Annotated in this window: 14 protein-coding genes and 1 CRISPR repeat array; of the genes, 1 reads left to right on the top strand and 13 read right to left on the bottom strand. The window is 59.1% G+C overall.

The features are described from left to right. Positions 1-7: 7 nt before the first annotated feature. A CRISPR array of direct repeats spans positions 8-746; the repeat unit is 34 nt; unit sequence GTCTCAATGGCCTCTGCGGCCAGTGCGCTGCGAC. A gap of 2,550 nt (positions 747-3,296) precedes the next feature. The 3 genes from C7S18_RS25370 to C7S18_RS14000 form a co-directional block, all read right to left on the bottom strand. Continuing rightward, a complete protein-coding gene (locus C7S18_RS25370) occupies positions 3,297-3,479 on the bottom strand; it encodes a hypothetical protein (protein WP_425481079.1) in 183 nt (60 codons plus the stop codon). A gap of 219 nt (positions 3,480-3,698) precedes the next feature. Next, positions 3,699-3,986, bottom strand: a complete 288-nt coding sequence (locus C7S18_RS25365) for a CRISPR-associated endonuclease Cas2 (protein ID WP_170113268.1) — start codon at positions 3,984-3,986, stop codon at positions 3,699-3,701. A 204-nt stretch (positions 3,987-4,190) separates the two neighbouring features. Beyond that, positions 4,191-5,552, bottom strand: a complete 1,362-nt coding sequence (locus C7S18_RS14000; protein WP_106892155.1) for a ComEC/Rec2 family competence protein — start codon at positions 5,550-5,552, stop codon at positions 4,191-4,193. 1,594 nt (positions 5,553-7,146) lie between these two features. On the opposite strand from C7S18_RS14000, the gene C7S18_RS13995 reads away from it, so the two are divergent. After that, positions 7,147-7,509, top strand: coding sequence for a GIY-YIG nuclease family protein (locus C7S18_RS13995; protein ID WP_106892154.1), 363 nt, complete (start codon positions 7,147-7,149; stop codon positions 7,507-7,509). Between the two features lie 2,630 nt (positions 7,510-10,139). Here the strand turns inward: C7S18_RS13995 and C7S18_RS25360 are convergent. From C7S18_RS25360 to C7S18_RS13950, 10 genes are all read right to left on the bottom strand, one after another. After that, positions 10,140-10,322 carry a hypothetical protein gene (locus C7S18_RS25360; protein WP_425481078.1) on the bottom strand — a complete coding sequence of 61 codons (183 nt, stop codon included), beginning with the start codon at positions 10,320-10,322 and terminating at the stop codon, positions 10,140-10,142. A gap of 219 nt (positions 10,323-10,541) precedes the next feature. After that, positions 10,542-10,829, bottom strand: a complete 288-nt coding sequence (cas2, locus tag C7S18_RS13990) for a CRISPR-associated endonuclease Cas2 (protein ID WP_106892153.1) — start codon at positions 10,827-10,829, stop codon at positions 10,542-10,544. Beyond that, complete coding sequence (gene cas1, locus C7S18_RS13985; protein WP_146151925.1) at positions 10,826-13,780, bottom strand: CRISPR-associated endonuclease Cas1; 2,955 nt, start codon at positions 13,778-13,780, stop codon at positions 10,826-10,828. Before cas1 ends, cas2 begins: the two co-directional genes overlap by 4 nt. Next, the gene (cmr6, locus tag C7S18_RS13980) at positions 13,767-14,636 is read right to left on the bottom strand and encodes a type III-B CRISPR module RAMP protein Cmr6 (protein ID WP_106892151.1); all 870 of its coding nucleotides are present in this window, start codon (positions 14,634-14,636) and stop codon (positions 13,767-13,769) included. The genes cas1 and cmr6 overlap by 14 nt, the downstream gene beginning before the upstream one ends. Beyond that, the gene (gene cmr5, locus C7S18_RS13975; RefSeq protein WP_106892150.1) at positions 14,629-15,069 is read right to left on the bottom strand and encodes a type III-B CRISPR module-associated protein Cmr5; all 441 of its coding nucleotides are present in this window, start codon (positions 15,067-15,069) and stop codon (positions 14,629-14,631) included. The genes cmr6 and cmr5 overlap by 8 nt, the downstream gene beginning before the upstream one ends. A gap of 14 nt (positions 15,070-15,083) precedes the next feature. After that, complete coding sequence (cmr4, locus tag C7S18_RS13970) at positions 15,084-15,989, bottom strand: type III-B CRISPR module RAMP protein Cmr4 (RefSeq protein ID WP_106892149.1); 906 nt, start codon at positions 15,987-15,989, stop codon at positions 15,084-15,086. Further along, entirely contained in the window at positions 15,986-17,140 is a 1,155-nt protein-coding gene (locus C7S18_RS13965; RefSeq protein WP_106892148.1) for a type III-B CRISPR module-associated Cmr3 family protein, read from the bottom strand. The genes cmr4 and C7S18_RS13965 overlap by 4 nt, the downstream gene beginning before the upstream one ends. Before the next feature lies 1 nt (position 17,141). Next, positions 17,142-19,106 carry a type III-B CRISPR-associated protein Cas10/Cmr2 gene (gene cas10, locus C7S18_RS13960; RefSeq protein ID WP_106892147.1) on the bottom strand — a complete coding sequence of 655 codons (1,965 nt, stop codon included), beginning with the start codon at positions 19,104-19,106 and terminating at the stop codon, positions 17,142-17,144. Beyond that, positions 19,103-20,761, bottom strand: coding sequence for a type III-B CRISPR module RAMP protein Cmr1 (gene cmr1, locus C7S18_RS13955; protein WP_106892146.1), 1,659 nt, complete (start codon positions 20,759-20,761; stop codon positions 19,103-19,105). The genes cas10 and cmr1 overlap by 4 nt, the downstream gene beginning before the upstream one ends. A 39-nt stretch (positions 20,762-20,800) precedes the next feature. Further along, entirely contained in the window at positions 20,801-21,910 is a 1,110-nt protein-coding gene (locus C7S18_RS13950) for an SLATT domain-containing protein (protein WP_106892145.1), read from the bottom strand. Positions 21,911-22,250: the final 340 nt, after the last annotated feature.

The following is a 22,250-nucleotide window of genomic DNA, read 5'->3' as shown; positions in this document are numbered from 1 at the left end:
GGCGAAAGTCTCAATGGCCTCTGCGGCCAGTGCGCTGCGACTTGGAGATAGAGGCGAAGGAAAAAGGTGTCAAAGGGTCTCAATGGCCTCTGCGGCCAGTGCGCTGTGACACTGAGCGGTTTTTCGGCGAAGTGATGGCGATCCAAAGTCTCAATGGCCTTTGCGGCCAGTGCGCTGCGACTGCATACTATGCCGGCCAGGCTGATATCAGTCCAAAGTCTCAATGGCCTCTGCGGCCAGTGCGCTGCGACGGGTTGAGTTATGTTTTGGTGGTCAACCAGGACGGAAGTCTCAATGGCCTCTGCGGCCAGTGCGCTGCGACTCGCCCCGCATGGGGCAAGACGGCAAACAGGTCTGCCTGTAAAGTCTCAATGGCCTCTGCGGCCAGTGCGCTGCGACCCTGGCTTCAATGTCAGCTCGTAGTTCAAATTCTGGTCTCAATTGCCTCTACGGCCAATGCGCTGCGACAGGGTTCGTTCGAGTCCTCCATCAACGCCAGCCAAGTCTGAATGGCCTCAACGGCCAGTGCGCTGCGACTGGAAGTCGGGCAGGAAGTGGGCTACGCCGTCGAAAGTCTCAATGGCCTCTGCGGCCAGTGCGCTTTGACCCCGACAACGTGTGCACCACGAATCGCATTTAATCGTCTCAATGGCCTCTGCGGTCAGTGCGCTGCGACTACAAGCGTCCTTGATTGAGTTCATTAACAATCTTAGTTTCAATGGCCTCTACGGCCAGTGCGCTGCGACCCTGCATTACACCTTTGCAACCGGCAAGATGCTTATGTCTCAATTGCCTCTGCGCTACGACAGACACGCGGTCTCGCCTACGAGACCAAGGTCCTGAAGTCTCAATGGCCTCTGCGGCCAGTGCGCTGCGACTTTTCCCTGAATTGAAGTGGGTCGAACCCTGGTCAAGTCTCAAAGGCCTCTGCGGCCAGTGCGCTGCGACACGACGCGCGAAGTAGTTTTACGTATCGACCTGAAAGTCTCAATGGCCTCTGCGGCCAGTGCGCAACAACTCTTTCGAGTCCCAATGATTCGTCGCAAGCAGCCCCCTTCCCAGCCTTCCCCCACTCGCGCGGGAGAAGGAGAAGTGTGGTCTTGCGGCGAAATGGCCAACACTATTGTCGTCACCCTGGAGACCGCGTAAGCGGGATCCTGGGTCCAGGGCAATCTTGCGACTAGCCGACAAATCATCAACGGCCTCTGCGGCCAGTGTGCTGCGACCTTTTACCTTTCGGTCGCAAATGGATGGAATGATGAAAAGTCTCAATAGCCTCTTCGGCCAGTGTGCTGCGACATGGAGGGAGAACGCTGGTTCGGTGTCATCGTGTTGTCTCAATGGCCTCTACGGCCAGTGCGCTGCGACGGGCAACCTCGTTCACGGTAAGGTTATCTTCGGCGCAAAGGTCTCAATGGCCTCTACGGCCAGTGCGCTGCGACCCAAATATTGCGTTCGGTAAGGTGATCGGCAATCCCCTCAAGTCTCAATGGCCTCTGCGGCCAGTGCGCTACGACATGATGAACTCATGTTGCAACGCACCCGAAAGGTCTCATTGGCCTCATCGGCAAGTGCGCAACAAACCCTTCGAGTTCCAATGACTGGTCGCAAGCAGCCCCCTTCCCAGCCTTCCCCCGCTCGCGCGGGAGAAGGAGAAGTGTGGCCTTGCGGCGAAATGGCCAACACTATTGTCGTCACCCTGGAGACCGCGTTAGCGGGATCCGGGGTCCAGGGCAATCTTGCGACTAGCCGACAAATCAACATCGGCCTCTGCGACCGGCGCGCTGCGACATGAAGAGTGAATCGCACTGGCGACGCGACTCGCAGAGTCTCAATGGTCTCTGCGGCCAGTGCGCCGCGACCTGATGCAGATTGCGATGGTTGTCTACATCGCAGTCGAAGGGTCTCAATGGCCTCTGCGGCCAGTGCGCCGCGACGGGCCTTCCGGAGGCATCTCCGCGCCGAGAGCCCAAGTCTCAATGGCCTCTGCGGCCAGTGCGTCGCGACCCAACAAGCACAACATCCTGGACTTTGTGACCAAATCTCAATGGCCTCTGCGACCAGTGTGCTGCGACACTCGATATGGAGACGCAACATGGCTAGCAGCAAAGGTCTCAATGGCCTCTGCGGCCAGTACGCTGCGACGATGGTACTGCACGATCAGTCTGATTGATGAACCAAAGTCTCAATGGCCTCTGCGGCCAGTGCGCTGCGACAGGAGTTGTTGCGATTATCCTTCACCTCCAGAGGTCTCAATCGCCCCTGCGGCCAGTGCGCTGCGACTAGATGTATGGCCAACCGGTGAGTGCACCGGTACGGAGTCTCAATGGCCTCTGCGGCCAGAGCGCTGCGAACCGCCGGCACGCTGCCGCAAGTTCCGACCCAGGAGTCTCAATGGCCTCTGCGGCCAGTGCGCTGAGACTTGTCCCAGTCAATGGGGTGAGTCATACCCAGGTGGTAAAGGTCTCAATGGCCTCTACGGCCAGTGCGCTGCGACGCAACCGCGAGTTCTTGCCGGTGAAGGTTGTCAAAGTCTCAATGGCCTTTGCGGCAAGTGCGCTGCGACTACAGCCCTAGCGCTGTGGAAGGAGGCGGACTTCAAGTCTCAATGGCCTCTGCGGCCAGTGCGCTTCGACCGGCTCATGCAGTTGGAAACGTCTGCTGGCAAAGGATCTCAATGGCCTCTACGGCCAGAGCGCAGCGACATAGACAACCATGTTGTAGACGTCAGCGGCGTTTAGTCTCAATGGCCTCTACGGCCGGTGCGCTGCGACTTTTTCATTGTGACCCTCATTCTTCTGCCCCTTTTGTCTCAATGGCCTCTGCGGCCAGTGCGCTGCGACCAAAGACTGCGTGTACGACCCCGGCAGGCTCGTAGTCTCAATGGCCTCTGCGGCCAGTGCGCTGCGACTTTTGGTCGTTCTGGCAGCTATGGACGCGCTTATCGAGTCTCAATGGCCTCTGCGGCCAGTGCGCTGCGACGACTGGAGAAAAAACCATGGACGTTTTTTGTCGTAAAGTCTCAATGGCCTCTGCGGCCAGTGCGCTGCGACTGGGTGGCACCGAAGTTGTTTCAAGTCGCTTCAAAGTCTCAATGGCCTCTGCGGCCAGTGCGCTGCGACAGCGTTTTTGTGTGTTGTCGTGCTTTCGGCGAAGTCTCAATGGCCTCTGCGGCCAGTGCGCTGCGACCCGTAGCGCAGGCGGCGATGTACAACGTACTTGAAGTCTCAATGGCCTCTGCGGCCAGTGCGCTGCGACGGGTTCGGGTTTGATCACCGGCTCTGCCGGTGTAAGTCTCAATGGCCTCTGCGGCCAGTGCGCTGCGACTGCGCACCTTTTTTCCCTTGTCGAATCAACGCACTGGCCGCTGGTTCGGAGGAACCTCGGCCGGTGATTTGGAGTTCTTTATCAAAGAGCACCAAATCGGGATCTTTGTCGCGATTTTCGTTCGGAAAGTCAAGTGAGTAGGGGTGATTCATCAGGGTTTGCTTCGTAATCCATCGACAGGTATCTGTTCTGATTGCGAAACTTGGCGGCAACCGCAGAAAACCGCAAAACGCAAAAATCGGTTCCTCCAACGGCCACTCGAAATGACGCGATACTGAGCCCGCGACCACTATTGTCGCCGGAAGCAGCGCCGGAAAGGTACATCACTCGCCTGATAGCCAGATAGGCCAAATTACACGATCGAGTCACCCTCACAACACCCTCACCGTAGGCGGCCGAAAAGGCGGCAAACTCCCAATGACCCCCGATCTTGCACAGCCGTCGTCATTCAAACCATACCACCGAATCTGAGTCTCCGGCCCAGCGTCTTTCAACAAGCGCGTCAACTCACGAATGATCTGATCGAAGTCTGCAGGGGTACGGGTGCACACTTCGAATTCCGACTCTTGCACGCGGAGCCCGATTCGCAGCGCGCGTTTTTCCACTCGTTGACGCAGACGGTCGTCGGAGATGCCATAGACGGGTAACTGGGAATTCATCCTGCCAGTCCGTCGCAAGCAGCCCCCATCCCAGCCTTCCCCCGCTCGCGCGGGAGAAGGAGAAGTGTGGCCTTGCGACGAATCGGCCAAGCCTATTGTCGTCACCCTGGAGACCGCGTAAGCGGGATCCGGGGTCCAGGGCAATCTTGCGACTAGCCGACAACTCATCGACGGCCTGATCGGCCACTGGCATGACGACCCGGCTCACAGATGCCCTTCAACCAGGAATTGAACACTACGGCTCTTGTCAATGCGTTGACAAGACCGGTCCCAGAAACTGCGGACGACTTCTGGGTGCGGATGGCCTAACCCCATATGATTTGGGTCTGAGCTGAATAACGCGTACTCGGGTGTGATGTGCTGAACCAACTCGGGGCACCAATTTGACCTCGCGCCATGATGCATAACTTGGAAGAGTGTCAGTGATTGAAGGCGATCGGCGCCCAATGCACTCTCAAGCGCCTGAATCCGGTCGATGTTGTTCAAGTAGCCGTCACCGCAAAGAAGCAGGGAAAAGGCGCTTGGCTGCTGCTCGGGGTGAATGTGTGGCATGCATTGCAGGCGGCGAAAACGGCTGGTCTCCTCGATCGCTGTTAAGAGCATTTGCCATTCATTGTGCTTAATGGAATTCGTTTCACCCAAGACAAACAGTGAGATGATGTTCCGTGCAATTGCCGATGCGCCGAACGTTGCGTCGTAGAGATCTTTCAGGTCACGCAATACCGACTTCTTTTCGTTGGCGGTCTTTCTTCGCTGGAAGTCATCGGCAAGCGTTTTCGCCTGCCTCGTGAAGCTCGGCTGCGCTCGGGCTTGCAATCGGGAGTCATTATAGGGCGCGAACTGCCACAGCCTGCCCAGCTTAATTCCGGTCCCCGAGCGCAGATATTTTGCTTGATTCGCATTGGCGCCCCATGGCCGGTTTGCTGCCTCAAAGTCGGGGTCCAGTGCGTCACGGTTTGCAGGAGGCTCCCAACCTCGGCGTAGGCCGAACCGCTCGCCATCGAGTGGCTCTCGGTCATCGTCGTCTTGTCCGAGCACGTATAGCACTTGGCCGACGTCGGCATCGGCTGTCTGCCTCAAGTATGTTGCAGGATCTTCTATGAAACGGGCTACTTCAGACTGATCGCCTTCACCGAGAATTGCTAAAAGCGTCAGCTTCTCGAACGTGTGTAGGTATGGCAGCACCAAAAGATCTACCCTTCGGCCCTTAACAAGGGCAACGATGCCTGAGATATGGTCTTGATCGAAGTGCGAGATCATCAGGAGATTGATGATGTTGCTTTTCCCACCGTCACGCCTTGAGCCGAATCGACCGAACAAGTCGCCAACCGTTGAACACCCACAGCCAGCGCTCAGGATCTTGGACGGGCGCGTTCCCCAATACTCCAGAATTCGTTCTTGCAGTAGTTGTTGACCGGAGCTGGTGCCACAGTCGTACACCCAGGAGAATGAGCGCCTTGATCCATCTTCCCGATCGTGCCGGTCCTCTGGTAGCGCCAGAATCTCTCCGGAGACGAACAACCCTTGGCCAACGCCATGAAACCGCGTGATGACTTCGTAATCCATGCAAGTCTCCCCAAGTACCGAAAAGCGGGAACCGCCTTGAGGTGGATGATGACACTTACGGGAGTGCATCGCCAGTTCCGTGCGAGTGGTTGAATCCTAAAGTCATGCGGACGTCGTAGGTTCTTTGACACTTCGCCCCGACGTTCTGATGATCCTCGCGGCCGCTGCCAGCGTGTGAGTTCTCAATGGCCTCTGCGGCCAGTGCGCTGCGACCTAGAACTGGCAGGCAGCGTCTACGAGGTCGAAGTCTCAATGGCCTCTGCGGCCAGTGCGCTGCGACCTCGCGGCTTGACTGCTGCGGATCGCGAATCCCATGGAGTCTCAATGGCCTCTGCGGCCAGTGCGCTGCGACGCTGCCTAGTTGCCGCCGCACCGCGAGTCGACCTCAAAGGTCTCAATGGCCTCTGCGGCCAGTGCGCTGCGACAGTATTTCAGAGGTCGTGTTCTGGAACAACGAAAGTCTCAATGGCCTCTGCGGCCAATGCGCTGCGACATTTGATCGCATGCCTGCAGAACCGACCGACCAAAGTATGAATGGCCTCTGCGGCCAGCGCGCTGCGGCGGCCAAGCTCCAAGTGCACGCCTGCGAAAGTGAAAGTCTCAATGGCCTCTGCGGCCAGTGCGCTGCGACCGATGACGCCGCAGCCGGTGGTGGAGACCAAAAGCAGAGTCTCAATGGCCTCTGCGGCCAGTGCGCTGCGACGTGCGCTCCTATTCTTCTGTCTGACCCTGAGAAGTCTCAATGGCCTCTGTGGCCAGTGCGCTGCGACACAACAGTTGGTCAACGGTGTGTGTCAGGCTCCACAGTCTCAATGGCCTCTGCGTCCAGTGCGCTGCGACGGCATTAATATTCGTCACTGGGAAGACGCTCCCGAAGTCTCAATGGCCTCTGCGGCCAGTGCGCTACGACCTGGGTCGGATTGGATTGCTGCGGACACAGTGCTCCAGTCTCAATGGCCTCTGCGGCCAGTGCGCTGCGACCAGCGACCGGTTAACCACCCAGTCCTATCACGTGAAAGTCTCAATGGCCTCTGCGGCCAGTGTGCTGCGACCAGATCGAGCAGGCTGTCTACGGAGCTGCGCCAGTGACTCAATGGCCTCTGCGGCCAGTGCGCTGCGACGAGTGATTACCGGTTCGTCCGGGTTCACCTTCGAAGTCTCAATGGCCTCTGCGGCTAGTGCGGTGCGACAAGGGCAAGCTGACTCACTATCGGGTAGCGGTATGAAAGTCTCAATGGCCTCTGCGGCCAATCTGCTGTCAGTGGACGATCAGGCTTCGGTGGACTCGGCCCAAGTGATGGCCTCGCTGATCTATTGACTACGCGTTCTTTGCGCCGATCTGCGCCATCCCGGGGAAGGCTCTCTTTTGAATTCTTGCGCAAGTATTTGAAACACAAGGGCGACCAGTGCATCTCACGACCCGCGAAAAAATGTCTGTTAGGCTTCAATTGCCGTGTGAGGGTTGCCCGGGCTGTACCGCCAGCCCGGGCGATTAATCAGGGCAAAAGCAACTTGCAATCCTTGTGCCCCCCGGTCAGGGAGTTCGAGGGTAACTGGCAGTTGCGTCTTCCGCAACTCTTACCAATAGGACTTTATGAGATTTCGAACGTTCAAAGGCTACATCGCAGACTTCTGTCGCTTGCCGATTCATCTTGCCGGCAATTCGTTTCCCGGCATCTACGCGTTTGTTAGCGTTGATGCCCTAGGCAGGGAAAGGTGGATTTACATTGGTCAGTCGATTGATGTCAAAGACAGGTTGTTAGACCATGAGAAGTGGAAGGCGATCATGGCTTACCAGCCTACCCATTGCTATGTCGCGCGTGTTGAGTCAGAGGTCGACAGAGACGATGTCGAGCAGTGCATGATTGTCTTCTATTCGCCACTGTTGAACGTGCAGCACAAGCGCGAGCAAAGCCTTTATGGGTTGTTCGGCACCCGCCCTTCAAAGCAGGCGTAGTTGCGAAGGGCCGGGGCTAAAGTCCCGGCCCTTCATTTTACTCAGGTCTGAGCGTCGACTCGTTGGATTTCGTGCATGGCCGAGTCAAAGTAACGTCGGTTTGCCTTCGGTCCGAAACGTTGATCCGGTCGCAGCTCAAACTATTCAATGAACGCACCGAATGAGCGCGGACATCGGTCGCCGCGTTCTCCCTATACTTGCTGCGACGTGGTCATGGAGTAGCAAGTGTAGGCCGGGAACAAATGGCCTTTGCGGCCAGTGCGCTGCGACCCGGTATGGTGCTGCCGTTGGTCAGGTTATCCAAAGTCTCAATGGCCTCTGCGGCCAGTACGATGCTACAGAGCGGGCCTCGGGGAGTTGGTCCCCCTTGTCCACAAAAGTCTCAATGGCCTCTGCGGCCGGTGCGCCGCGACACTGAACGACCAGGTCGCCCCTCGCTTCACCACCCAAAGTCTCAATGGCCTCTACGGCCAGTGCGCTGCGACGCGCACGGCTGAACTGCGCTCCGTGCAGAACAATGAGGTCTCAATGGCCTCTACAGCCGGTGCGCTGCGACGAACAGCCAACGCAACAGAGCCCCGACCCTTCCTCCCAAAGTCTCAATGGCCTGTACGGCCAGTGCGCTGCGACCGACATGAACCGACGAAAGCTCGCAATGGCGCGGAGGTCTCAATGGCCTCTGCGGCCAGTGCGCTGCGACCAGCACCAGCCGCGGCACGCTCAACACCTACACCGAGTCTCAATCGCCTCTGCGGCCAGTTCGCTGCGACGCTCACCCTCCAAGGGTGTGCGATGAACAAATCGAGTCTGAATGGCCTCTGCGGCCAGTGCGCTGCGACGTTGCCGCGGGTTCACCAGATCGCCGACACTCAAGTCTCAATGGCCTCTGCGGCCAGTGCGCTGCGACACAGAGACGGCCGACAGATTGAACCTTGATTGTATTGTCTCAATGGCCTCTGCGGCCAGTGCGCTGCGACAAGTACTCAGCTGGCATTCACCATGTTTTTATATGGTCTCAATGGCCTCTGCGGCCAGTGCGCTGCGACCGGCATGACCCTTCTCGACGCGTTCGCGATTAAGTCTCAATGGCCTCTGCGGCCAGTGCGCTGCGACCAGCCACGGAAGTGACAATTGCCGAATTCATCTGCTGTCTCAATGGCCTCTGCGGCCAGTGCGCTGCGACTGGGTCGTCTTAGACAGAGGATTATGGATGATCTGTCTCAATGGCCTCTGCGGCCAGTGCGCTGCGACTTTCAGAGTTGTACGCCCTCAAACAGGCAGCGGATAAAGTCTCAATGGCCTCCGCGGCCAGTGCGCTGCGACGGTTATCGTTGCTCATGGCGACATGCCAGCAGTAAAGTCTCAATGGCCTCTACGGACAGTGCGCTGCGACCTAACGCAGGGTTTCTGTACACCAGCTTTGGTGGACAAAGTCTCAATGGCCTCTGCGGCCAGTGCGCTGCGACAGAGAAGCACGACATCCGTGCCCTGGTTGGCGCATCAAAGTCTCAATGGCCTCTACGGCTAGTGCGCTGCGACTCAAAATTTTGAGTCCGACAGCTTGATGTACATCACGTCTCAATGGCCTCTGCGGCCAGTGCGCTGCAACGGGCAGACATCATGGAGATGACCAACAATGCAAAGTCTCAATTGCCTCTACGGCCAGTGCGCTGCGACTCCTTCTTGGAGCCCTGGGTTCAAAACATATTCGTTGTCTCAATGGCCTCTAAGGCCAGTGCACTGCGACTCGGTTGCAAGACGTTCGTGCGTTGTGGTTTAACAAGTCTCAATGGCCTCTGCGGCCAGTACGCTGCGACGAGGTGGAGCGGTTGTCTGCTATGCCCCTGTGCCTGTCTCAATGGCCTCTGCGGCCAGTGCGCTGCGACCAACGTGACGGCGTGTACAACGGTCGTAAGACTGCTGAGTCTCAATGGCCTCTGCGGCCAGTGCACTACGACCTAGTACAAGAATCCAAGGCGTACGGCGTGAGAGTCTCAACGGCCTCTGCGGCCAGTGCGCTGCGACCGGCCTACGCGGTCGGGACTCCTGGGGCCTTAAATGTCTCAATGGCCTCTGCGGCCAGTGCGCTGCGACAAACCACGCTCCACTACCACAAGTTGCGGAAGTCCTAAGGTCTCAATGGCCTCTGCGGCCAGTGCGCTGCGACAACCTACGGGCAACTGCGTGAGTACCTGGGATCGAAAGTCTCAATGGCCTCTGCGGCCAGTGCGCTGCGACGGTGATCGTGATGAGCGTGCGCGGACTGGGACGGCTCAAAGTCTCAATGGCCTCTGCGGCCAGTGCGCTGCGACTGGGACGAGGACTTCGGCTTCGATGGCGGGTACTAGTCTCAATGGCCTCTGCGGCCAGTGCGCTGCGACCTGGGGGGGACCATACCCCTGGCCTGTAAAATGGCCGTCTCAATGGCCTCTGCGGCCAGTGCGCTGCGACTATGGACCGCAGCACCATCGGGGAAGTCAAAGGTCTCAATGGCCTCTGCGGCCAGTGCGCTGCGACGATCGACAAAACCCTCCGCAACGTCGACATCAACGAAAGTCTCAATGGCCTCTGCGGCCAGTGCGCTGCGACCCCCAGTACCTGGCCGCCGGGTTGACCGGCACCTACGCGTCTCAATGGCCTCTGCGGCCAGTGCGCTGCGACTGCGCACCTTTTTTCCCTTGTCGAATCAACGCACTGGCCGCTGGTTCGGAGGAACCTCGGCCGGTGATTTGGAATTCTTTGGCAAAGAGCACCAAATCGCAATCTTTGTCGCGATTTTCGTTCGGAAAGTCAAGTGAGTAGGGGTGATTCATCAGGGTTTGCTTTGTAATCCTTGAGTAAGCATCTGTTCTGATACCGAAATCGCGTCAACCTGGTAGAAAACCGCAAAACACCAAAATCGGTTCCTCCAACGGCCACTCGAAATGACGCGATTCTGAGCCCGTGACCACCATTGTCGCCGGAAGAAGTGCCGGAACGGTACATTACTCGCTTGACGGCCAGATAGGCCACTTTATCGGAACGAGCCACCCTCACAACACCCTCACCGCCGGCGGCCGACTGGGTGGAGAACTCCCAATTGCCCCCGAACGCGCATACCCATCATCATTGAGCCCATACCAACGTATCTGCGTTTCCGGCCCGGCGTCTTTCAACAAGCGCGTCAACTCGCGAATGATCTGATCGAAATCAGCGGGCGTACGGGTGCACACTTCGAACACCGACTCTTGCACGCGCAGCCCGATTCGCAGCACGCGTTTTTCCACCTGTCGGCGCAGGCGGTCGTCGGAGATGTCGTAGGCGAGCACCCAGGTCTTCATTTGAATCGGCTCAAGGTCCAAATGGGGCCGCCGCTCACCATCGCACTATAGGCCACAGCCTGTTCGTGCAGATGCTCGGCGATTGACAACGCGCGGTCGGCGGCATGTGCGCGCAGGGGTTGGTGAAGGCGGGTCATCACCGCCAACGTGACGGCTCGTCGCGCTTCGGCCGTCATCAAACAGGCACCGGTTGCCAAGTACTCGAATTGCTCGGGCCGCACCTCGCGGCGATGGATCATCGCCAGCACTTGCCGCTCCACAACAAAACGATATGGCTCCAACAGATCAGAAGCTAAGGTCGCGTGCGATCCGTGCGCTTGATGATAGAAGCCCAAGCGCGGATTAAGTTGGTTTGCGATCAGAACCGCCTCGGTCAACTGCATCAGCAGCATGTACGAAAACGACAGCAAGGCGTTGACGGGGTCTTTCGGCGGACGGCGATTGCGTTCTGAAAAGCTAAATCCAAACGGCATCATGTGGCCGATCTGCCGGAAATGCGTGCGTGTCGCCTGACCTTCGATTCCGCGCAGCGCGGCCAGATTGGCTGCACGGCTCGCGCTATCAGAGAGGCTGTGCAGATGCGAGAGTGCTTCGGCAGGCGCCTTTCGGTGACGGAGCAGGGTCGCCATGCCGTCGATGCGAGCTTGCACGAGCTCCCGGGCCGCCAGTAAGGCGCGTTCGGTGTCCTGGCCAAAAGCGACCTGCGCATTCATCCGCGCCAACGCTTTGGCATCGGGCATGCCCGCGGTGCTGCCAAAGCAGCGGCCTTGTTCGTTCAAGAACACCAAGGGCACTTGGCTGCGCAGGCAGGCTTTGATGACCTCGCTGGACAAGCGACACCGGCTGATGAGCAAGATGGCGGCCAAGCTCGCAAATGGGTGCAGGCTAAGCTGGCCATCGGCGCGTTCCACTGCGAGTTGGCCTTGAGCCAAGCGCAAGCGCGCGCCGCGTTCGTTGATGATCAGCAAGGTGCCGGGGTGCTCGCCATGGGCTTGAATCGTGGAGCCCGTCTCGGTGGCTTCGGGTGTGGCGGTGATCTGTTCCAGCAGCGCCGAATCCAAATCGATTGCGTCGTCATGGCCTGGGTCCGCGCGAACCACGAGATCCTTGACGAACCGATAGCCCAAAAACAGAAAGCCGCGCTCGAAATCGGTGATCCGGGTCTTCTCCAGTTTCAAGGCCAAGCCTGCGTCACCTAGCGTCTCAGCAGCTAGCGTGAGCGCGTGACGCGCATCGGCCTCAGTCTTGGCCAGAATCACTAGGTCATCGGCAAACCGAACCGGCGCGACGCCCGCATCGAGCAACACCCGGTCCAACTGATCGAGCATCAAGTTGGACAGCAGTGGTGAGAGCGGGGCGCCCTGCGGCAAACCGCCGCGACGACTCAGGCCATCGGTTCGCTCGGCTTGGATCCATTGCATGATCCGCGGAACGACTGGGTCTTGACCAAAGAGCCCGAGCAAGCGCACTTCCAGCTGCCACCAGTCCACCTCATCAAAGAACTTGCGAACATCCGTCTCGGCGACTACGGTGAAACCCTGACGCTTCAACAGCTGAATGCGATCACGCGCGCGCTCGCGGCCGATGCCACGCCGAAAGCCAAACGAAGATGCCGCGAATAGTGGATCGATCAACGGATCGAGCACTTGGAGCAACGCGCGTTGCGCGACCCGATCCCGAAACGGCGGAATCATCAGCTCGCGCATGCTGCCATCGGCCTTGGGAATGCGCACGGGGTGCAAGGCCGCCACAGGCATGGCGGAACTCGTGAGGTCAGCGGCGACCTGCTCCAAACAGCGCGACTTGGCGGCCTCTTGCCGTGCTTGCTCCTGCGCCTCGGCCCAGGCTTCGGCCTCGGTCAGATCGTCGTTGTCGTCTGTCTCGACATTGCAGCACAGGCGAATGCTGCGATTGGCCGCGACATGCTCATAGGCCTCGGACAAGTTCGCATCATTCTTGGCGCGGTCAAGAGCGCTGTAAGTTAGTGATATCTCGAGCTTGCTCGCGACCCCATCGAGCCGCTCCAACCGAAATCGCCCCAAGCCATGCGCACGCGCTTGGCCGATGCCGAGGTATTGCAGCAGCACCAGACTGAGCCACTGGTCATCAGTCGGTGCCTCCGGCCAAGACACCCGGAACTCACCCAGCACGCCACGACTCAGCTTGATGCGCTTCGGCTCAGCCGAGGCGGGGAGTGGATTGACCTGAAACAACTCAGCGCGATCTAGACGCAAGTTGAAGGTAGGCACCGTCCATTCGCTCAGAGCTAACGCGAACTTCAGATTCACCAGACTTTGTTCCAACGTACGATTCAACACCTCGCTCGTGAACGCCGACTCGGTGAGCAACGTGCGCGAGCCCGCAGCCTTGTGCACGATCTTCAGCGGCGACGTCAGCCGAATACGAAACGATCGCTGCGCCGACCACAGCATGGCCTCTGCACGCAGATCGGCCAGCGATAGGGTGGTGTTGTCATGCAACGCCTCAATCCCGACGAGCCGCCAGTTTTCCCCAAACGCATGCGCCTCGCCTTTGCGGGGCGCGCTCCCCGGTAGCCCACGCAAGAGTGCTTCGATGCGTTCGAGTTTTGTCCAGTCTGGTTTTGCGGCGAAGATGACGAACTCGAAGATGTCGCCTGGTGCCCAGTCGTTTTTTGCTTGTCTGGGAATGTCGAAGGTGATGCTGTTCAGTTGGTCCTTGTGTTGCGGATCGCTGGCGAGCAGTAGCGCCGAAAGCGCTTGTTCTGGAAATAGTCCCAGACGCACCCGCTGCAGACACTGCATCCGAACGATTCGTGTCCGGATGGGCAGCAGGCCAGCGATGTCCACGCTGGTTTCTGGCAACGCTCGTGCCAATGGCGGACGACTCACCGCGCGACCTGTCTTGCCGCTGCGAGCTGGTCGCACCAAGGGCGTGCTCGGAACGCGCTTGGCGTGACTAGGCCGGCGCACGGCTGCTCAGGTCATCGAATGAATCGGGCCGATTGAAGTAGCCGTAGCCGGACGTCGTCTTGCTGCCGATGCCGCGTTCATGGAGGGTGGTCTTTAGCAGTCGTGCAGCGAACGCAGCGAGTTCTTCGTCGAGCCCGGTCACCGCAAACAGAAACTGGCCTTGCGCGGCCAACTGCGGTGCTGGGATCGGGCTGTCGAAGTCGGTGGCGTCTTCGCGACCTAGGTCATAGTAGCCCTGATGGTGCGGCGTGACGATCTCGCGGACAAACGGCTTGCTGCGCGGGGTTGGGTCCCACCAAGCATCATGGAAGATTGCGGTGCCAGCGAAAGGCTCTTGGATGGTGGTTGCTTCGTCGTTATCGAGATGATCGCCGAACACTTCGGCGAGCAATGAGCGCAGTTTCGGATCACCATGATCGGGTTCGTCCAATCCCCAGGCTTTCGCTGCGTGCCGGCAAACCCCTTTGACCGAGGAGCCCGGAATCATCGGCATGCCGTAGCTGTGATGTGTGGTGCAGCCAGACTCCAAGGCGGTGTCGTGAATTGCGCCAATGTAGAGACGCGTGGTCACGGTACCCACGAAACAGAGCGTGTTCGGGATCGCCAGTAGCGCGGACTTCCAGCGCTCAAATGCAGCCTCGTAGCCTTTGCAGGCGGTGATGCCGGTGATGCGCGCGAGGAGCGCGTCTTTGTCCGGGCCGGACTCAGATTGAACCTGTTGCATGCCGCGGCGAATCAGCAGGCCCGCGTTGGCGGTCCGGGTGTTGCGACGAAGCGGCACATCCGCATCCCGCCACAGCGCGAACGAAGGGCCCGTATCGGCGTTTCCCGACTTTGAGCTACGCGGATCAGCCATTGGATACCTCTCTCTGATTGCTCGACTCGGACTTCGGATCCAGCAGATCTTCAGACAGCAGAGTCTGCGCGAACCGCTTGATCCAGCCGGCTGCGGTCAGACATTCGCGGGTCTGGATGCGATATCGGGTGAGATCGGTCTGCTTGATCAGCCCTTCATGGTAGTCCTTCGGTGTGATGTCGCTCAGCAGACTGACTAAGTCTTTGAGGTAGGCTTTATATGCCTCTGCTGGTTTGCCTTTACCTTCGCCTTTGGCGCGCAAGAATCCGATTGCCTGCAAGAGGCCAGACTGCAGCACCATCACCGGGAAGTTTTCGGCGCGCGCCTTGTACTCCTTGGCAAATCTCTTGGCTTCAGCGCTGAGGGACCCAGAGCCGCGCACGTTCTGAACTGCGGCGTGCGCCTTCGACGCGAATTTCTGTTGACGAGTCATGAATGGCCTCTCACTTACTTGCTGAGGATGAACTGCGCCAAACCGCGCCCAACCGTGGCCTTACCGCCAATCTGGATGGTGTGTCGGAGCTTCAGAACCTGTCTCAGGGTGGTAGCGACTGCCGCGGCGTCGTGGCTGACTCGCGCTGTCTTTGCGTCGCCAGCCTCTGGCTTTCGGCTTGGGCCCACGCCTAACACGCCCCATAGTACGGTTTCGGCGGGAAGGTTTTCCTCGTACCAGAGGGCGCCGCGATCGACTGTCCCGCGGTCGTGGTTGATCCGAATTCGCGCACGGATCTCGGTTGCGGTTTCGGACAGGAATGAGAAGTCCTCGTCGCTCAGAATCACGAAGTGCTGCTTGAAGTAGTCCTGCTCCGTTTGACTCTGGCGCAAGTGCTTTGCGAAGTGATCCGCCCAAGCCTCGGCATCTTCCGATTTGCAGCTCAGCTCCAGATCGTCAAGGGCAATCTTGCTGCTGTCGTACTTGATGGCAGTGACTTTGGCGGTTTGGGCCTGTCCGGATGTAACGGAAGTGGGTTCTTTCGGCAGCGCGCCGCCCGCGCGAATTGCATCGTCGCGATAACGCCGCAACACAAACGGACAAGTGGCATAGGCCATTACGCCCACCCAACTTCGGACCGGCAGAATCAGCAGATTGGCATCACCGAAGGCAAGCGCGCCGGCATGTGCCTCCTTGTCTGCATTCTTTGATTCAGGGCCAAACAGCATGGACACGTGGCTGCTATGCGCGGTGTTGGCGTCCACGTCGGCCCGCAGAACGCCCTTGATGGCCGAGCCCGGAATCTGTGGGAGGTTTGTGGCCTTGGCACGGGCTATGGGCAAGTCCACGGCGCCAATCGCCTGACCAATACCAACGTGCACAGCCGACAAAGCCTGCAGGAAAAACACTTCCGTTCTCATGCTGATTCTCCTGAATCGTTGAATGGGGTCGTTGCATCGACATAGGGGCGGGGGGTTACCAAACCAAAACCATCGCGGCGATCCTGTGGTTCGTCGCAGAGGGACTGCAACCACAGATCCTTGAACAACGTGTCTGGAAGGTCGGCGTTGGCCTCGAACCAATACGTCGCGCCAGCCGGAACGGCGCGTCGTGAGCGCTTGGGCTCATTGTTCTCCAGATCCCAGCCAGAGATGGCTTGCCAGCGATCGGCGGCGACTGCCTTCAGTGTCACGCCAAGCTCGGTACCTGGAAGCTTGCCGAAATGGTTTGCATCGAGCCAACCTGGGAACAGTCCGTTCGTGAACAAGGCGGGCGTCGCCAAGGTCAACGCGAAGCGTCGGCCTGCGGGCTTTGGCCAGTCTTTGGGGATCTCAAGTGGCGATGCTTCGCGGACGCGCTTCAACGCGCTCAATCGACGCTCACCACCGAGCGTGACGAGCCCCTCGGGTAAGTCGCTGGGGCCTTCTGCCAGAAGGCGAAACGCCTCTTCTGCAAAAGCGCCTGTTTTTTGGACGATCGGATCGAGGTCTAGCCCTTCGGTTTGGAACAGAGCACCGACCTTGTTCGCGTCCGTCAACGGATCAACGGCAAGTTGCGCACGTATTGCACGCGTCCAAAATTGCGTTGCTTGTTTTTTCGGATTCAAGCGCTGCCCGCAGCACCACTTTTGGTAGTCCTCCAGCGACCAGAACTCCGGTGCCCGACCCGGTTTTTCGTCGGGCTTTGGGTAGAGTTCCAGTCCGAGCAAGTTGCCAGGCAGATTTGTGCCGTAGTCACGGCTCCAGGCCATCGGCTGCATTCGATGATAGGCCTCGATCGGCGTTTCGTCGTCACTCGCGAACACTTGCGCATCGATGGGTCTTGGCAAGTAGAGCGTGATCTTCTGGTTTGTCCCCGCTTTCTTGACAAGAAACGGTCCTCGGCAGGCGAGCTGGCGCGCGGCATGCAGATCGGGCTGGTCTTTGCGGTCGCTAAGCCATGTCGTGCGCAACATGCCGGCAACGCTCGAGGGCCAAGGAAACGCGGCCTTGTCCCGTGATGCCGAGCCGAACGGGCGACCACTCCGAAACACGAGTGGGGCTTTGGGTTCAATTTCGTAGACAGTGCTCATCTCAGTCCTCACCTAGATCGGTTGCGGAAGCCAGCCAGCGGGCCAGAATCAACTCGCTGGCCAGTCGCTCATAGGGTTCGAACGCATCGGGCTTTGCGGGTACCAGCGCTTGCAGACGCGCACGGAGCGCGGCCTTTAGTGGCGCACTGAGCTTGCCATCGCCACCACTTTCGTTGGCGCGGATCAACAAGCGTTCGAACTCGGTCGCGAGGAGGGGCTCTGGCTCAGTAATCCGATAGCGCCGGTAGCGTGCGATCAGGTCACGTAGGTCATAGCCCAAGCGTCCGGGCGCCGTGCCCAGTTCCTCAAGCGCCTCTGGCGTCAGAGCACCCGTTGGCGCTTCGGTGACATCGGCACTGCGACTGCCGTAGGCAGCAAGCCAAGTCCGCAACGCTGCGAACGCCTCTGGATCATCAAAGCGCAAGCGTGCCTGGAGTTGGTGCCCTGCCCGCAAATGCAGGCGGAGTCCGAGCGCATGACCGCGCAGTGACTTCGGCAGTTCTAGCCCTTTTGCGAGCGATTCCGCTTCGTCGGCATACGTTCTGATCTGACTTAAAGGTTCCATCGCGTGGCAAATGGCGATACCAACGCGAAGCGTGGGTAGTGCAGGACGAGCGGACTCGGGGATGCCTTCCGCAGCAAGACGTTGCCACATCGCCTCATGTTGAGGCCGGATGGTCGACAGGAACGACTGGCTCAGAGACTCCGCAACGCCCAGCAATCGGTTGATGGGCATCACGATCATTAAGTCCTCACCGCCGCAGAACACGGCTTGGCCTTGATGGGCGCGTGCGATACTGGGGACACCCTCAGAGAATTCTGCGATTGCGCGCGATATGTCGCGATGCTCCGTGTCGGACGCCGCCGCACCAACGAATTTGCCCATCTTGTCGCCGTCGGCAACCAGCAACGCGGCATACGGGTTCGGATGCCCGTACTGCTTCCAGATGGGAATGAGCTTCTTTTGAATCTCGGCGATCAGCTCGCGCGCAGTTCGGGCGTCCGCGTCTGAGAATTCGGAATCCTTCAGGTCCACGATGAGCCGATCTAGGTCGGCCAGTTCACGCGAGAGGCGAGAGGGGAACAAGAGGGCTGCATCGAACAGCATGTCATCAAAGAGATCCGCATCGACCTTGGTGGCGACGCCCGTCGCGACGAGCTTGCCATAGGCGATTTCGATATCTTGAAGCGCCTCTGTGAGTGATTTGTCTTCCGCGCGTGCTGCCCGCAGGACTTGCAACCAAGGTTCCACGGCCACTCGGCTGAGTGGCACAAAGCGCCCGGGCGGGTCTTCTGATCGCTTGATCAAGCCGAGCGCGTCTAATTGCTCACCGCGGCCCAGGGCAAACTTCTTGATGGTTTTGTACTGGAGATGCTTCTTCGGCTTTAGTACCGAACCATTGAGCCCATCCAGACTGCTCTTCGGGACGCCCTTGTCATCGACGGCGCATTGGCTGAATTCACGCGTCGCTTTGCGGGCATCAAAGAGCTTCTTCAGGTGTTCATACGCCGAGGCGTAGCCGCCTTCATGGTCCGTCCGCTGTGGGGTCCAGGCACCGTAGCACTCCAAGGCGTCGGCGATTTGGGCGTCGAACAGGTCGCTGCGAAGGGAGTCAGCGGGCTCGGAATCCAGCCAAGTGCTCTTGGCTTTCTCGCCCATTGCCGTGAGTCGGCTCATGGCAGCTTGCCGTGCCTTGTCGAAGGCCTGCCGAATTGAGCCTTGGTCACCAGAAGCAAAACTCGCAAGCAGCACGTTCGAGACATTGCTCTCGCGATGGCCATCGTGCAGCAAATCGCTGATCGGATAAATCAACTTGCCGCCCGATTCCTGCTCTAGTGACAAGGCCGCCGCCCGCACGCAGTCGGCCAGCAAGCGGCTGCCGGCCCAGAGATCGCGATTGCGGCGCGCGGCCTTGATCATTGATCCAACTGGGCCGAATGACATTTTCAGTAGCCAGGCACTCATGAGATCGGCTCCACCTTAGTGAGCTTCTTGTTGACGAACGTCACCCGCCATTTGCCGGATGTCTTGCCGCTCTTAATCCGCTGGCGGACGTCTTCGGATACCCGATCGAGCAAGGCATCGAAGTCAGACGCAGCGGCAAGTACGGTGAGCTTGGTGTCGATCTTGGCTTCCAGGCAGCGACCGTTCGGCGACAAGCGCAGGACCTGACACTCCCGAGTCTCTTCAGGCGCTTCGGGTTTAGGCGCTGTTTTGCTTGGTAGCGCTGAAGGTTGTGCTGGACCTCGGATATTCGACGTTCCACCGCGGCGCGCGTCGGGCACAGTGGTGGTGCCCTGGCGCGAACCCGCCGACTTGAAGTGACTGACGAAACCCGCCAGCACATCGTGCTGGTTGGTGCGCTGCATCGGCCCGATGTCGTTTGCCTTTTTCCGGCGCGCTGCCTCTCCTTCTGGCCACCACTCCGTTGGTCCGAACGTTCCGATGAGTTTCTTGCTGCCTTTCGTCTCGCGGAGGTCCAGGCTCAATGACTTCAGATGATCTGCGGGCAAGCAGAGTAGTCCGGCTCTAAACGTGCCGGGTGTCAAGGCGATTGGGCGCAGAATGATCGGCGATGCCATGCGCTCCCGATCGTCGCCGCTGGGCTTGAGTTCGGTATCCACCGGGTCGCCGAGCTTCTGGTCTTTGAAATGCGTGATGATGGGCAGACCAAATGCAGCGCGTGGAAAAGCGATTCGCGCTGGGTGACGACTTGATCGGCCCGTTTGATTGGTCAGGTCGCGAATGGAGTCGGCTTCTGGCCAGGGACTCTTGCCAATCTTGGCGCCATGGCGGTATTCCTTCATCGCCTTGAGCGCGAAGTTCCAGGCGGCCTCGGCGTTGTCCTCGGTGGGGCCAAGGTGCAGCGCGAGCCCCTGCTGCGCCACCTCCTCAGCAGTGACACAGACATGCTTGCCGTCGAGTTGCGCAGCAATCGCGCCCGCGCCACGACGCGTGCGACCGCCGAAGCCACCGAACGTCGCCCACCAACGAATCGCCCGCTCGATCTCCTGCCGGTCTTCGGTGCGGACTTCTTCGAACTTGCCTTCGCCTTTTAACGCACCAACGAGTGTGACTCTCAACACAGTCGTTGGACCCGGCATCAGCACGGACGCTGCAGGTACCTTATCGTCTTTGTCCTCCGACTGCTCCTGCGCAGGGAACAGTGCGTAGTCGTTGACGCCTGCAGCCCACCTTGGAACGAGTTTTCCGGCCTTGTTAACCTGCTTCTCCTGCGCAGGCTGAAGGTTTCGTTCGGTCAGGGAAGGCATCTTGATCAGCCGCACCAGCACCCGGCTCTTTGCCAGGGTTTCGGCATCACCCAAGCCACCCCAGATGGCGCGCTCGGCCTGGAACCGTTGTTCAGGTGTTTCCTTGCTCGTCTTCGCGTCGAGTCGTCGCAGCAAGCGCCACCAGAAACGCAATTGACCGCGGATCGCAGTGGGGCGAAACGGTAGGCCCAGGTCGACGGTTCGCGTCACCGTGCCGCCGCCGTACATGGGCGTGATTAGTTCACAGTCCAGGCGCCAGCTGTGTGCTGGGCGCTTGTTCGAAAAGAGCGACTGGGGGCTGAGCTCGGGCAACGGTCGCGCTGATGTTCGCTTTCTGGGCATGGGCATGTTGCGATTCCTCCAAGTGGGTCTGGCCCGTCCAATACGTCAGTTCGATAATGCAGTGGTTGATTCTGGTTGTGCTGTTGCTGTGTCGGTAGCAATGTTCAGTGGCGATGGTGCAAGGCTGTCAGATCGAGCTGGCGACGAGCCTTCCTGCAAACTTGCGGATGCGGTCGATGAGGCGCGGGCGTGCGGCCAGGCTTCGAGCAACATGACGGCGCACAGCCACACAGCCGCGCAAGTGAGTGCTGCCGGAAGCAGATAGAAGCTCAAGGCCTTGCGCTCGATCTGCCATAGCCGGCTTGGTAGGCCGAGGATTCGGTGTAAACCGAGAACCAGGGCGCGGCACAGCGTCCAGCCAACATGGAACGCAGTGACGACGCCCGACCAGAAGACCAGTGCCAGCAAGTTCATCGTGAATTGCGGGTGCGCTGACGGCTGTCGAGTTTGTTCGGCGTCTCGTTGAGTGAAGCGCTCGACGATGGCCTTGAGCCGATTCTGCACCGCATGATCCAGTTGTTGGAGCAATGCCGGCTTTTGCGATCGGCGTTCTGCGGCGGCGCGCATGTAGTCGAGTTCGGTGTGATTCGGCGAGAACTCAAGGATGGCCTGGTACTCATCCTGGTACCGCTGCAACGTATCGAGTGGCAGACTGAACTGCGCGCGCTTTGACGTCGCGTCAGCGCCGGTTTGATCGTCAGTTGCTGCCAGATCAGCCTTTGCGAGCGTCCACTCCATACGCAAACGATCTTTCAGAACGTTGATCTTATTGGCGCACTGCTCATGCTTCTGGCCTAAGTAGTCCAGACGGGCCGCTTGAATGTAGGTCGTGTAAACGAGCACGGCGATCGCCAGGAAAATCTGCAGGATCGAGAGCAGCTGGTCGCCCAGACCGCCTTTGGTGCCAGTCATCTGCAACAACGGCACCAGAATCATGGCTAGTGAAAAGACGGTGACAAACAGGAACGACGACTTACTGCGATGCTCCAGCCGCGTTGCTGCCTGATAGCGGCTGTCGACTATCTTTTTCATCTTGTCGATCAGTGCATCCGTCGGATTGTCGGCGGCCTCCGACGTCTGGGCTGGAACCGAAGCCGCCTCATTCGGCGCGGTCCGCGCCGCCGTCGCAACTTTCAAGCTGTCAGCACTACCCATGACCCGCTCCCATAAGCCGGTACAGCTTTACAGCAATAAAGTGAACCACATTTCCGCAAGCTGATCGCAGACAACGCGCCGGATACTCGACGAGCGAGCGCTAAAGCGCGCGTCCACCATGCTGAAGGGCTGATGCCGCTCCTGCAAATCAGCGTTAAGGTGGCCTGAGGCTGATACTGGTCCATCTCGCCCCAAGCGCGTCCGATACTGCCACCCCAATGTTCGCGCTGCAAGCGCCACAAACTTGCAGACCGCGACTAACGTCAGGACGTCAAAAGAATGTCTTTGGTCTACAAGGACCGAAGAACGGCATTTCTGCGATTATGAGCCCGCCAAACAA

This window comes from Ahniella affigens (assembly GCF_003015185.1).
GTDB classification, from domain to species: domain Bacteria; phylum Pseudomonadota; class Gammaproteobacteria; order Xanthomonadales; family Ahniellaceae; genus Ahniella; species Ahniella affigens.
This window is presented reverse-complemented; position numbering and strand designations above follow the sequence as displayed.

Coding starts and splice junctions, on each gene's coding strand:
- cmr4 (WP_106892149.1), bottom strand. CDS start 15,989: ATGAGAACGGAAGTGTTTTTCCTGCAGGCTTTGTCGGCTGTGCACGTT.
- cas10 (WP_106892147.1), bottom strand. CDS start 19,106: ATGAGTGCCTGGCTACTGAAAATGTCATTCGGCCCAGTTGGATCAATG.
- C7S18_RS25360 (WP_425481078.1), bottom strand. CDS start 10,322: ATGAATCACCCCTACTCACTTGACTTTCCGAACGAAAATCGCGACAAA.
- C7S18_RS25370 (WP_425481079.1), bottom strand. CDS start 3,479: ATGAATCACCCCTACTCACTTGACTTTCCGAACGAAAATCGCGACAAA.
- C7S18_RS25365 (WP_170113268.1), bottom strand. CDS start 3,986: ATGAATTCCCAGTTACCCGTCTATGGCATCTCCGACGACCGTCTGCGT.
- cmr1 (WP_106892146.1), bottom strand. CDS start 20,761: ATGCCCATGCCCAGAAAGCGAACATCAGCGCGACCGTTGCCCGAGCTC.
- cas2 (WP_106892153.1), bottom strand. CDS start 10,829: ATGAAGACCTGGGTGCTCGCCTACGACATCTCCGACGACCGCCTGCGC.
- cmr6 (WP_106892151.1), bottom strand. CDS start 14,636: ATGGCTGATCCGCGTAGCTCAAAGTCGGGAAACGCCGATACGGGCCCT.
- C7S18_RS14000 (WP_106892155.1), bottom strand. CDS start 5,552: ATGGATTACGAAGTCATCACGCGGTTTCATGGCGTTGGCCAAGGGTTG.
- cmr5 (WP_106892150.1), bottom strand. CDS start 15,069: ATGACTCGTCAACAGAAATTCGCGTCGAAGGCGCACGCCGCAGTTCAG.
- C7S18_RS13950 (WP_106892145.1), bottom strand. CDS start 21,910: ATGGGTAGTGCTGACAGCTTGAAAGTTGCGACGGCGGCGCGGACCGCG.
- C7S18_RS13965 (WP_106892148.1), bottom strand. CDS start 17,140: ATGAGCACTGTCTACGAAATTGAACCCAAAGCCCCACTCGTGTTTCGG.
- C7S18_RS13995 (WP_106892154.1), top strand. CDS start 7,147: ATGAGATTTCGAACGTTCAAAGGCTACATCGCAGACTTCTGTCGCTTG.